Genomic DNA, 13,814 nt, shown 5'->3' on the forward strand with positions numbered 1-13,814 from the left:
TTAAAATGCAAAACGAATTAAAAATAGCACTACTTCAATCTGATTTGTTTTGGGAAAACCCAGAACAAAACAGAGTTCATTTTACAAAAAAATTTGAAGATATTTCTGACGCTGTAGATCTTATTGTCTTACCTGAAATGTTTACGTCTGGGTTTACTATGAACCCAGAAAAGGTAGCAGAAACCATGTATGGCGAAACTGTAGTTTGGATGCAAGAAATTGCTCTAAAGAAGCAAACAGCTATTGTTGGAAGTACGGTAATTTCAGAAAACGGGTGTTTTTATAACAGATTGTTGTTTGTACATCCAAATGGCATTATTGAGACTTACGATAAGAAGCATACATTTACACTAGCAGGCGAAGACAAAGTTTACACAGCTGGACAAAGCAAACTTTTAGTTACTTATAAAGGTTGGAAAATTTGCCCTCTAATTTGTTATGATCTGCGCTTTCCTGTTTGGGCCAGAAATGTGGAGGATTACGATGTTTTGATTTATGTTGCCAATTGGCCAAAAGTTAGAGTTGCAGCATGGGTTGCACTTTTAAAAGCAAGAGCCATAGAAAACATGAGTTATTGTGTTGGAGTGAACAGGGTAGGAGTAGATGGAAATGGCCATGAATATTCTGGGCATACAGCAGTTTATGACGTACTTGGCCACCAATTAGATACTATTCAAGAGAATCAAGAAGCTATTGAAATAATTACATTAAGTAAATCGCATATAAAAACCTATAGGGAAAAACTCAACTTTTTAAATGATAAAGATGTTTTTACATTAGAGTAAGGTAAAATCGATAATAGGATCCCAATTGGCTCTTACTTCTACCATTTCTGGATAGTAACTAATTTTCTCTGGTTGCAGATTTTTTAGAAAATTTCCTGTATCAAATTTTTCATTCTTATTGGTGTCATGGACAACTCGTAGATAATATTTACTTGGAGTTACATGTTTAAAATCTATGGGCTCTGGTTTGCTACTGTACTGCTCCACTTTTACCTCGCCTTTTTCGTCGGTTAATTGAACAATAACGGGATACGTGACATTGTTTAAATTCACTCTAATATTACCATAATCTGCAAAAGACTTCGTGCTTAAACTGTAATTTAAGGTGTCGTTTTTATTGTTGAAAAAATCGGTAATGGCTTTTGGTAATACTTGAATGTAATATCTATTACTTTCAGTTTTTTCAAATTTTAAAATATAGTTATTTGATAATGAGTCATATGCTGATTTAAAATCTATATTTATAGAGTCTTTATCAATGATTTTAATTTTATTGTTTCTTCTCCTTTTAAAAGGAATGTTTCCAGAAAGTGTAAAATCTTCTTCAAAATTGATGCTTCCTGAAGGGGTTCCTTTTACAATTAAAGTGTCTCTAGCTTGTTCGCTTATATTAACTTTAAAATCTTCTGAATAGTTGTTGTTAGTTACTTTAAATAATAAAGAATCTGTATTTTTTAACCTTGGTTTATACCAGTAATAAAGAGAGTCAGATTTAGCATCTTTGGTTATTCTGTACGAAAAGTTTTTTGGTACTTTAGAAGTTATTTGAATCTTCATGTTTTCATAATCGCCTTCATAACCAAAAGCTATTTTTTCACCAGAGATGAGCCTAGGATTTATAATTTTAGAGTCAGCTTCTTCTTTAAATAGTTTTATGGTATATAGAGAGTCTGTTGGAACTGTAATATGTTTTTCTAAAAAACCTATTTTATCACTTCTTTGTTGGTATTTGCTGTCTTGATTTTCGTCTTTTAATGCAATGAGTTTGTACTTGCCAGCTTTAATATTATCTATTGAAAAGGTGGTTGTACTATCTAATGTATTTGTTAGATATTTAGGTTTTTTCTTATAAATTATAGAATCTGTATACGTGGAATCCATTTCATATAACATAACAGACACATATTCGTCTGGTTTAAGAGAAGTTGCATCAATAATATGTCCTTTTACAGATAGTGAATCTATATAATCTCCTGTTGAGAAAACAAATCTATAGAAAGGGTATGGATTACCTTCGTTATTATCTACAATACTATTCCCAAAGTTAAAAGCATAGGTTGTATTGGCATCTAATGTATCGGTTATTTTTATAGTTATAGATTTACTGGCACTACCAAGAGGTGTAATTTCTGGAGCAGGATCCATTGGAGGCGAAATAATTAACTGTTTTTGTAAGTTGTTTACTTTAATATATTCATCGAAAGTTATTTTTATTTCTTTACCAGAAAAATTGGTTGAAAAATTTTCAGGTTCCGATTTAATAATCACTGGTGGAGCTATGTCTTTTTCACCACCACTTGGTCTACCCTTATTTGCGCAATTAAATAAAAACAAACAAATAATAAAAAGATATATGGTTTTGTAAAAAGCGTTACTCATTTTTCATTTTTAAAGTTGTACAAAGAAACAATTAAATTCTCATTAACGAAACTAACATTATGCTATTGCCATAGATGCCACACTAACTTTAACATTTTTTGCTTTATGTAAAACAGCAATACAAGCCTCCATAGTTGCACCTGTTGTTATTATATCATCAACTAATAAAATGTGTTTATCATTTATCTTCTCTTTGTTTTGTATGGTGAAAAATTCTTCGTTGTTAGTCCATCTACTAAAACGACTTTTGCTTACTTGAGATGTTGTGTTAGAGACTTTAATAAGTACATTGTCTAAATATTCAACTTCTAATTGTTTGGCAATTTCTTCAGCAAATCTTGCAACCTGATTAAATCCTCTTTTTTTTAATTTATTTTTATGTAGAGGTACAGGAATAATAGCATGAATGGTTTTATAGGTGTTTACAGTTTTTAATTCGGCTCCAAGCCATTTGCCTAAAAATACGCCAACATCTTCATGACCTTTATATTTAAGATTATGAATTAATTGCTGAGTGATTCCTTTTTTTTCAAAGCGTAATAAGGCTGTTGCTTGTTCAATTTTTTCTCGACCATAAAATATTTTTGAAACGCTTAAATCTCCATCTAAATGATAATTTGTTACAGGCAGTTTATGTCTACAACTTGTACATACATAGGCTTCGTTATCTCCTAATTGTAATTGACAAGCAAAACAGACTTTTGGAAAAAATAAATCAAAAACCGATTGAAGCATTATTTTTAGAATTTACTTAAAGATATTAATAACATTTCATTCATTAATAGTAAATTAAACAAACAATTTAGAACTTTAACAATTTTTTTATCACTTTATCGATTAAAATAAAATAACAACATCTTTATTTATAGCTTCGTGTGGTAAAATAAAATTAAGATGATAGTTAACCCTCAATTATTTAACTACAGATTAATTATTGGTACATTGGTAATAGCAATTGTTGTACTAGGGTCTTATAGCTTATCAAATTATAAATCTCTTAGAAGTCATCAAGAATTTGTTGAACAGGAAACCTTACTTGTTCAAAATGAATTGAATGAAATGATTAAGAGTTATGATGAAATAAAGATAGACAACAATGCCGTTGAATTGGAATTAGAGAACACAAAAGCAGAATTAGAAGCTGCTTTAGAGTCTTTATTAACCTCCAAGCTAGATGTAACTTTAATTACTAAGTACAAAAATCAAGTGATAGCTCTAAAAAGGGAGCAATCTAGATTACTTGCTCGTGTAACATTAGTTCAAGAAAAAAACACGTCTTTACAGGATGAGTTATCATCTGTCTCAGAAAAGTTAAATTCACAGAACAATCAATTACTTACTTTAGAAGAAGAAAACAAAAACCTTTCTTTAACCATTAATAAAATGGTCTCACTTTCGGCTATTAATGTAAGTGCCATAGCATTGAATAATTTAAATACTCGTGCAGATATCAAAACGAGCCGTATTGATAGATTAGATAATATTGAAGTTTGTCTAACACTTTTAAGTAACCAATTTACACCTGTTGGAAATAAAAATATTTATGTACAGATCGTTGGTCCTGATAATCAGTTAGTTGCAGAAAGAGGCCATGTTAACTTTAATGATACATCTTTAAGTTATAGCGGAATGACTGTTGTAAATAATAATTATAGTAATATAGATGTTTGTACCAAAATTAACGTTCCATCTAAAAAATCTATGAAAGAAGGGACCTATAATGTCATTGTTTTTCAAGACAATTTGCGAATAGGAAACACAGAATTAGAACTTAATTAACTAACCAATTATATTTTTGTAAAAACCGTTCCATTAGTTGGAACGGTTTTTTATTTTTGCACTATGGCAAACGACGATCAATTTAAAAAAGTAATCTCTCACGCTAAGGAGTATGGTTACGTATTTCAAAGTAGTGAAATCTACGATGGACTTAGTGCAGTATACGATTACGCACAAAATGGAGCAGAATTAAAGAAGAACATTCGCGACTACTGGTGGAAAGCCATGGTGCAAATGAATGATAATATTGTTGGAATAGATTCTGCAATCTTCATGCATCCAACTATTTGGAAAGCTTCTGGACATGTAGATGCTTTTAATGATCCTCTGATTGATAATAAAGATTCTAAAAAACGTTATAGAGCAGATGTTTTAATTGAAGACTATTGTGCTAAAATTGAAGCTAAAATAGATAAAGAAGTTAAAAAAGCCGAAAAGCGTTTTGGCGATGCTTTTAATAAAGCTGAATTTATCTCTACAAACCCACGTGTTGTAGGTTATCAAGAAAAAATAAATGAGATTCTTTCCAGAATGGGAAAATCTTTAGAAGCTGAAGATTTATTAGATGTCAAAGCACTTATTGAAGAGTTAGAAATAGCAGATCCATTAACAGGATCAAGAAACTGGACAGACGTCAAGCAGTTTAACTTGATGTTTGGAACCAAACTTGGTGCTAGTGCAGAACATGCTATGGATTTATATTTACGTCCCGAAACTGCTCAAGGAATTTTTGTGAATTTTTTAAACGTTCAAAAAACAGGACGTATGAAAATTCCTTTTGGAATCGCGCAAACAGGAAAAGCTTTTAGAAACGAAATTGTAGCAAGACAGTTTATTTTTAGAATGCGTGAATTTGAACAGATGGAAATGCAATTCTTTATCAAACCAGGCACACAAAAAGAATGGTTTGAATATTGGAAAGAAACCAGAATGAAATGGCATAATTCTCTAGGTCTAGGTGAAGACAATTACCGTTTTCATGACCACGAAAAATTAGCTCATTATGCAGACGCTGCAACAGATATCGAGTTTAAATTTCCGTTTGGATTTAAAGAATTAGAAGGCATTCATTCTAGAACCGATTTCGATTTAAAACAGCACGAAGCATTTTCTGGTAAAAAATTACAATATTTCGATCACGAAGACAATGCCAGTTATACGCCTTATGTGCTTGAAACATCTATTGGTTTAGATAGAATGTTCTTAGCAGTATTTTCAAATGCTTTGGTTGAAGAAGAATTAGATAACAATACAACTAGAACCGTTTTAAAATTACCTGCTGTTTTAGCTCCTGTAAAAGCAGCTATTCTGCCACTGGTTAAAAAAGATGGTTTGCCAGATATTGCAAAACAGATTGTAGAAGACTTGAAATGGGATTTTAATGTGGATTACGATGAAAAAGATGCTGTTGGAAGACGCTACAGACGTCAAGATGCTAATGGAACACCTTTTTGTATTACTGTAGATCATGACACTTTGGAGGACAATACCGTTACCATTCGTCATAGAGACACGATGGAGCAAAAACGTGTGAAGATAACAGATTTAAAAAATATTATTAAAGCTGAGGTAGATGTAAAACATTGGCTTCAAAAAATGAAATAAAAAAGGCAAAACGAATGTTATACTGAGTCTGTTTAAGTGTAACGTGAGAAATCTAAAAATAAAAACTCCCAAGCTATTCAGTTTGGGAGTTTTTTTGAATTCAATCCATCTTAAAACGCAGCAAGCGCAAGGCATTTATAACCACAATTATAGTAGAGCCTTCGTGGAAGACAACTGCCCATCCAATATTTGTTAGTCCTAAAATAGTAATAGGTACCAATAAGAAGACTACTCCCAAACTAATAAAAATATTTTGTTTGATAATGCGCTTAGATTGTCTGCTTAACCCTATAACAAAGGGAAGTCTTTCAATTTTATCAGACATCAAGGCAACATCAGCAGTTTCTAAAGCTACATCACTACCTGCTGCTCCCATAGCAACACTTACAGTGCTTAAAGCCATAGCAGGAGCATCGTTAACACCATCTCCAACCATGGCAATTCTTTTATCTTCTTGCAACAGTTTTTTTATAGACTCAACCTTATCTTCTGGTAACAAATTTCCTTTGGCTTCAGTCAACCCTATTTGTTTTGCTATGGTATCTCCCACATTCTGATGATCTCCTGTGAGCATAATCATACGTTTGATACCAATCTCTTTTAAGCGTTTCAAAGTGCTAATTGCAGTTTCTCTAGGAACGTCCATTACACTTATTAAACCTACAATATCATTTTTAAAAGCCACAAGCATGACTGTATGTCCTTGTTGTAATAATCCATTCATTTTTGACTGTATGGAATCATTAACCAGAATGCCTTCATCCAACATAAGTTTGGTATTCCCAATAAAGACGTTTTCGTTTTTATAAATCGCTTGAATGCCTTTTCCTTGAATGGCGTTTATTTCTGAAGCTTTTCCTAGGTAATCAAGGTTATATTTTTCTTTGAGATCTTTAGAAATGGCTTTTGCTAATGGATGGTTGCTTAAACTTTCAACTTCTAATATCATTTGCACAAAGGCAGTTTCATTGAATTCGTTAAAAGGAATAACGTTTGTTAATTTGGGTTTTCCCTCTGTTAGTGTTCCCGTTTTATCGAAAGCAATGGTTGTAATCGACCCTAAATCTTCTAGTGCCTTTCCACCTTTAATTAAAACACCTTTTTGGGCTGCTCTAGCAATTCCACTTAAAACAGCACTTGGTGTAGAAATTGCTAGGGCACAAGGGCTAGCTGCTACTAAAACAGTTATAGCTCGATATAAACTCTCTTGAAAGGTTTCGTCTATGATAAGATATGCAAAACACAAAATACCAACTAATAATATAACTATTGGTACATACACTTTTTCAAACTTTTTTGTAAGGCGTTGGGTTGGCGATTTTTGTGTTTCAACTTCGCTTACCATTTTAATCAAACGAGCTACTGTAGAATCTTTACTAAGTTTTAATACCAAAACTTCTATATGCCCATCGCCATTAATAGTTCCTGTATATACAATATGGGTTTTATCTATCTCTCTAAAGTCTGGTAAATTATCAATATTAGGAATAGCCATTTTATCTACAGGCATGCTTTCTCCAGTAATTGGAGCTTGATTGATGCTACTGTTTCCTACAATAATAACACCATCGGCTGCAATTTTTGTATGAGGTTGTACAACAATTACATCGTTGATTTTTAATTGTTCGATAGGTGTTTCTATAAGCTGTCCATCTTTTTTTACTATTGCTGTATTTGGTGATAAATCGCTTAAAGCTTCAATGGATTTAGTCGCTTTATTCATAGCGTAACTTTCCAGAGCATGACCTAAACTAAATAAGAATAAAAGCAAAGCACCTTCAGCCCAACTCCCAATATATGCAGCGCCAATAGCTGCAGCAATCATTAAAAAATCGATATCGAAGTGTCCTTTAGGTATTTTCTTTACTGCTTCAATAGAAATAAAATAACCACCAAAAAAGTAGGCAATAATGTAGCTTCCTAAATAAGCCCATGAAGGACTTGAGGTTGTTTTTTCCAAAATAAATCCAAGTAGTAAAATGACACCACAAAACACAGAAAAATATAAATCTGTTTTCTTACCAAAAATACCACCATGTTGGTGGTTATGTGTGTCTTCTTCTTTATTCATATAATTCTAATTAATGGCCGTGTCCACCACCACCTTCATTTAACAACATATAGGTGCCCTTTGTTAAGATTTGCTTGTTTTTTAAAGTATCTAAATTTAATACTTCAACAAACGTTTCGGTTTCAATTCCTTTGTTAATTTTTACTTTTTCAAGATGAAATTCAGTTTCAGTTTCATTTTTTAAAACTAATACATAAAAATCATTTTCCACATTAATAATGGCTTCTTTAGGTAATGCCATGCGTTTTTCGTTTTTTATTATAATATTGGCTTCAGTAAACATTCCTACAATAAATTGGGTTTGTTCATTCTCTATATGACCGTGAATTTTTACACGTCGGTTTGATTCATCTATGGTTGTGCCAACCAGATGCACTTCAGCTTTATAAACACTATCTGAAGCTTCAGGAATTGTAAAAATGATGTCCTGGTCTTTTTTAATCTTTAAAATGTCCTTTTCAAACACTGAGAGTTCTAAATGAATATGATCTGTATCCACAATTTCCATAACAATATCTGAAGGTGATACGTAAGTGCCATTGCTTACGTTTACCTTGGTTACCGAGCCAGCAATAGGCGCATATAAATTGATAGTTGATGTAATATTTCCTTGTTCTACTGAAGTTGGATTGATGTTCATCATTTGTAGCTTTTTACGCATGCCATTGTACTGTGCCAAATTGCTTTTATAAGTACTTTCGGCTTTTAGGAAGTTTTTTTGTGAAGTAATGTTTTCATCATACAAAGTTTTCTGTCTGGTAAACTCAGATTTCAGGTAGTTTAATTGTTCAGAAATCTCTAAATAATTTTGTTGAATTTCTACAAATTCTGGATTTTCAAGTGTCACTAACATTTGTCCTTTTTTCACTCTATCGCCAATTAATAAGGGTGTTTTTGTAACATAGCCCCCAATAAAAGAAGTCACACTCGATTTATTATGAGGAGGAACATCTATCATGCCATTGGCTTTTACAGTTTCAGGAAAATCTTGTTCTTTAAGCAAGCCAAAAGCCATGTTTTCGCCTTTAAATTGTTGTTTGGTGATGTCTATTTCGTTTGAATCTACATGAATTTCTTCAGCTGTTTCTGTATTTTTTTCTGAATTTCCACAGGCTACTAATACCAATGAAAATAATAATATATATAGGTTTTTCATTTTTATAAAATTAAATAATTGATGGCAATTATGGTTTGATTGTATGTGTTTAAATTATCGAGATATGTGAGTTCGATGTCTTTAGAAGTTTCAATACTTTGTATGTACTGAAAGAAATCTATTTCACCTTCTTTAAAAGTGCGTTCAGCTGTTTTTATTATTTCTTCTGAAAGTTTTTTGCCTTGCGTTTCATAATAATTGATAGCTTCTTCGTGTTGCTGAAGTTTGGCCAATAAGGATTGATATTCGGTATCTAATTTCATCTGATAATCCTGTTGCTGTTCTTCTGCAATGTTTTGTGCAATTTTCGAGGCTTTAATTCTTGAAGCATTCCCACTAAAAAATAAAGGAATTTTCACACCAAACGTATAGCCAACAAAGTTTCTGTCGATGCCACTGTTTGTGCCTTGAAAGTATTCGAAATTTAAATCTGGCAAAAGACTCTGTTTTTCCTTTTTATTTAACGCTTTATAGTAATCTTTAGAATATTCAAATGCCTCCAAGCCAATGTTATCATCAATAGACATGTTTTCAAGCACTAGCTTGTTAAGGGGTTTGTTTATAATTACTAAACTATCCACTTGAACCACCATTTTTAATTGCTCAGTTGCTAAAATAACCTCCTGCAAAGCTTGTTTGTAAAGCGTTTCCAGCTGTTTTTGTTTGGATTGCGCTGTAATCATTTCTAGATAATTGGTTTCACCCAACTCAAAACGACGTTTTGCAGAGATAGCAAAATTTTGATACAAACTATCTAAAAACTGATAAGCATGTGCTTTACTATTCGCATAACTTAACTGATAATATTTTGAAGTTACATCGCGTTTTAAAGCTTGAAATCTAATATTATGATTGGATTTCTGAACTTGATATTGTGCTTGATTTACTTTTTTATCAGCGAAATAAACCGTTGGAAATTTAAAGTCTTGAGAGATGCCAAAAATATTTAATGGCTCATTGTTTCCTGCTAGATTGCTTTCATCGTAATTATAATAAATGGATGTTTTATCAAAATTGAATGCACTTTCAACTAAAGCATCTGCTTCATTCATTTTTAAAGACGACGCTTTTAATCCTGAATTATTTTCTATAGCTAAATTGACAGTTTCTTCAATAGTTAATGGAAGTTGCTGTGCTTTTATTTGTAATGAAAAAAGCAAAATCACAATAGCTGTTAAAACCTTTTTATTCATTTTAAGATCTTTTTTTTGTTCGGCCCAAGCGTACAATACGGGAAGCACCACAAGGGTTAAAATAGTTGCACTTACCAAACCACCAATAACAACAGTCGCTAAAGGACGTTGGACTTCGGCTCCTGCATTAGTAGAAATTGCCATGGGTAAAAATCCAAGTGCAGCAGCAGTAGCTGTTAACAACACTGGACGCAAACGTTCAGCTGTACCACGTTTTATTCGTTCTTCAATATTCTTGACGCCTTGTTCTTTCAACTCTTTAAAATGTTCAATAAGTACGATGCCGTTTAAAACAGCAATTCCAAATAAGGCAATAAATCCGACGCCAGCTGAAATGCTAAAAGGTAAGTCTCTAATCCATAATAAGAGGATGCCTCCAACAGCCGAAAGTGGAATGGCAGAATAAATTAGTAACGCATCCTTTACAGAATTGAAAGCAAAATAGAGAAGTATAAATATGAGTACTAAAGCTATTGGAACGGCAACCATTAAACGTGCTTTAGCACTTTGTAAATTTTCGAATTGTCCACCATAAGTGATGCTATAACCTGTTGGGAGTTTTAAATCTTTGTCAAGTATGTTTTGAATGTCGTCCACAACAGATTGTAAATCTCTATTTCTTACATTGATACCTACTACAATACGACGTTTAGTGTCGTCTCTAGAAATTTTTGCAGGACCAGTTGTATAGGTAATTTTAGCCAATTCACTTAAAGGAATTTTAGAGCCATTTGGCGTATCGACATACAAATTTTGAAGACTTTCAATGTTTTTTCTTTGGTTTTCTTCCAAACGAATCACTAAATCGAAACGTTTTTCTCCCTCAAAAACAGAGCCAACGGTTCCACCAGCAAATCCCATGGAAATAAGTTGGTTTAAACTGGAAATATTTAGTCCATAACGTGCAATTTTACTTCGGTCGAATTTTACACTCATTTGAGGTAATCCAGCCACTTTCTCAACTATAATATCTGAAGCCCCTTCTACTTTTTCAATAAGTTCTCTAACCTCATTGGCTTTATTTGATAAAATGGTTAAGTCTTCACCAAAAATTTTAATAGCCACATCTGCACGAACTCCAGTAATCAATTCATTAAATCGCATTTCTATGGGCTGGGTGAATTCCACATCCATTTCTGGAATTATCGAAAGTGCTTTTTTAAATTTGTCTGCCAATTCATCTTTACTGGAAGCCGAAACCCATTCTTTTTTTGGTTTCAGTTTAATAATTACATCACTCTCTTCCATAGACATGGGATCTGTTGGAACTTCAGCAGCACCAATTCTACTCACTACTTGCTCCACTTCAGGAAAATTATCGAGTAATATTTGTTCAATTCTTGTCGTAATTTCAATGGTTTTACTTAAAGACGTTCCTGTTTTTAAAACGGGTTGAATGACAAAATCACCTTCATCTAAGGTTGGAATAAACTCGCCACCCATGCTGTTAAAAATCCAAGCACTTGAAATTAATAAGATGATTGAAAGTGAAACAACCAATCTTTTATTTAATAATGCCCAATTGATTATTGGACTATAAACTTTATTTAAGAATTTCATTAAGCGAACAGAAATATTTTTATCACTTTGAACACTTGGTTTTAAAACCAATGAAGAAATAACAGGGACATAAGTCAGACAGAAAATCATGGCTCCAATTAATGCAAAACTGAAGGTCATAGCCATAGGTTTAAACATTTTACCTTCAATACCACTTAAGGATAAAATTGGAATAAAGACAATTAAAATGATGAGTTGTCCAAAGATGGCAGAATTCATCATTCTTGAAGAACTTTTTAATGTAATAGTATCAATATCTGCTTGTTGATCTTGTTTCGAAAGTGTGGTGATTTTGGCACTTTTAGCTGTAATTTGAAAGGCTATAAATTCGACAATAATGACTGCTCCATCAATGATAATTCCAAAATCGATAGCACCTAGACTCATTAAATTGGCATCCACACCAAAGACATTCATTAACGAAATAGCGAATAACAAACTTAACGGGATTACTGATGCTACAACTAGACCAGAACGCCAATTTCCCAATAATAAAACCACTACAAAAATAACAATCAGGGAACCTAAGATTAAGTTTTCGGCAACCGTAAAAGTGGTTTTGTTTATTAGCTCAGTTCGTTCTAAAAAACCGTTAATATAGACACCTTCCGGTAAGGTGTGTTGAATAGATTCTACACGTTCTTTAACAGCTTTAATAATTTGACTAGAGTTTCCATTTTTTAACATCATGATTTGGCCAAGAACTTTTTCGCCTTCACCATTTCCAGTAATAGCCCCAAAACGGGTAGCGCTACCAAAACCTACTTTTGCAATATCTTTAATGTAGATTGGGACACCATCATTTTTAACCACGATGTTTCCAATATCTTCTAGAGATGTTACCAAGCCTTCTCCACGAATAAAAAACGCTTGATTGGTTTTTTCAATGTATCCACCACCTGCAACACTATTATTTTTTTCTAATGCATCATATATTTCTGAAACTGAAATATGCATGGCATTTAGTTTTTGTGGATTGATAGCGACTTCGTATTGTTTTAAAAATCCTCCCCAGGTATTTACTTCAACCACTCCTGGTATTCCAGACAATTGACGTTTGACAACCCAATCTTGAATGGTTCTTAAATCGGTAATGGAATAGTTATCTTTAAATTCAGGTTTGACATCTAGAATGTATTGATAAATTTCTCCCAAACCCGTGGTAATTGGTCCCATTTCTGGAGCACCAAAGCCTTCTGGAATTTTTTCAGAAGCCGATTTAATTTTTTCTGCAATTAATTGTCTGGGTAGAAATGTGCCTAAATCGTCTTCAAACACAATGGTTACAACTGATAGTCCAAACTTTGAAACAGAACGGATTTCGACCACTCCAGGTAAATTAGCCATTTCCAACTCAACGGGATAGGTAATAAATTGTTCCACATCTTGAGTGGATAAATTCTTCGATGTGGTAATAACTTGCACTTGATTGTTGGTGATATCTGGAACAGCCCCAATAGGAATCTGAGTTAAAGAAATTATTCCAAAGCCAACAACAAAAGCCATGAATAAAAGAATAATAAGCTTATTCTTTAAACTAAATTTAATGATGTTTTCTAACATAATTCGTATGTAAAAAGTGGTAAGCTATTAAGAAAATAGCTTATAAAAAATGATTTAAATTACGAGTGAATTATGCGAATTTTGGAGGCTGAAAAATTGAAGATTTTTCGAATAAAGAAATAGATTCTTTATAAAAGAAGTTGCATGGAATTGCAATAAAAGGTTGATATTCCAATGTAAAATTTGATGTAGGAAGCGTAAAAGCTGCATTAGCATGAACACATGTTTGATGATGATGTTTGAAGGGTAAATCTTCATGTTCTTCATGATTATTCTCATGCTGAAACTTGGCATCGCCATAATGTTCTGAAATAAAATCTACAAACGAATCTCCATAATTTTCTTGATGATATTGGGCATGTTCTAAAAGAGTACTTAGCTTTGAAAAATCTTCAAAACTAAGGTTGAAACTTTGAAAAAGTATCAAAAAAGAATAAGATATGGCTATTAGCTTGTTCATTTGTATTACAAAACTACGAAAAAAATACGGCTTAAAGCGTAAC

9 protein-coding genes are annotated in these 13,814 nt (G+C 32.5%); 3 read left to right on the forward strand and 6 right to left on the reverse strand.

Going from position 1 to position 13,814, the window contains the following annotated elements:
* The first annotated feature begins 5 nt into the window (after positions 1-5).
* On the forward strand, positions 6-785 hold the full coding sequence (locus tag ACI5KZ_RS07455; RefSeq protein ID WP_406847334.1) for an amidohydrolase: 780 nt from the start codon (positions 6-8) through the stop codon (positions 783-785).
* Here ACI5KZ_RS07455 and ACI5KZ_RS07460 read toward each other — a convergent pair.
* Complete coding sequence (locus ACI5KZ_RS07460) at positions 777-2,384, reverse strand: Ig-like domain-containing protein (RefSeq protein ID WP_406847335.1); 1,608 nt, start codon at positions 2,382-2,384, stop codon at positions 777-779. The genes ACI5KZ_RS07455 and ACI5KZ_RS07460 overlap by 9 nt on opposite strands.
* A 57-nt stretch (positions 2,385-2,441) precedes the next feature.
* A complete protein-coding gene (locus ACI5KZ_RS07465; RefSeq protein WP_109308350.1) occupies positions 2,442-3,119 on the reverse strand; it encodes a ComF family protein in 678 nt (225 codons plus the stop codon).
* Positions 3,120-3,278: 159 nt separating this feature from the next.
* Here ACI5KZ_RS07465 and ACI5KZ_RS07470 point away from each other — a divergent pair, with 159 nt between their 5' ends.
* Positions 3,279-4,163, forward strand: a complete 885-nt coding sequence (locus ACI5KZ_RS07470; protein WP_109308351.1) for a hypothetical protein — start codon at positions 3,279-3,281, stop codon at positions 4,161-4,163.
* A 63-nt stretch (positions 4,164-4,226) separates the two neighbouring features.
* The gene (locus ACI5KZ_RS07475) at positions 4,227-5,768 is read left to right on the forward strand and encodes a glycine--tRNA ligase (RefSeq protein WP_109308352.1); all 1,542 of its coding nucleotides are present in this window, start codon (positions 4,227-4,229) and stop codon (positions 5,766-5,768) included.
* A gap of 100 nt (positions 5,769-5,868) precedes the next feature.
* On the opposite strand, the gene ACI5KZ_RS07480 is transcribed toward ACI5KZ_RS07475, so the two are convergent.
* The 4 genes from ACI5KZ_RS07480 to ACI5KZ_RS07495 all read right to left on the reverse strand — a co-directional run bounded on the left by ACI5KZ_RS07480 (position 5,869) and on the right by ACI5KZ_RS07495 (position 13,771).
* Positions 5,869-7,839: a heavy metal translocating P-type ATPase gene (locus ACI5KZ_RS07480; protein ID WP_109308353.1), complete on the reverse strand. Its 1,971-nt coding sequence runs from the start codon at positions 7,837-7,839 to the stop codon at positions 5,869-5,871.
* 10 nt (positions 7,840-7,849) lie between these two features.
* Positions 7,850-8,995 carry an efflux RND transporter periplasmic adaptor subunit gene (locus tag ACI5KZ_RS07485; RefSeq protein ID WP_406847336.1) on the reverse strand — a complete coding sequence of 382 codons (1,146 nt, stop codon included), beginning with the start codon at positions 8,993-8,995 and terminating at the stop codon, positions 7,850-7,852.
* Positions 8,996-8,997: 2 nt separating this feature from the next.
* Complete coding sequence (locus ACI5KZ_RS07490; RefSeq protein ID WP_406847337.1) at positions 8,998-13,311, reverse strand: CusA/CzcA family heavy metal efflux RND transporter; 4,314 nt, start codon at positions 13,309-13,311, stop codon at positions 8,998-9,000.
* A 70-nt stretch (positions 13,312-13,381) separates the two neighbouring features.
* Complete coding sequence (locus ACI5KZ_RS07495; protein WP_406847338.1) at positions 13,382-13,771, reverse strand: hypothetical protein; 390 nt, start codon at positions 13,769-13,771, stop codon at positions 13,382-13,384.
* Positions 13,772-13,814 lie beyond the last annotated feature (43 nt).

It is taken from the genome of Xanthomarina sp. GH4-25 (assembly GCF_045363175.1).
GTDB lineage: Bacteria > Bacteroidota > Bacteroidia > Flavobacteriales > Flavobacteriaceae > Xanthomarina.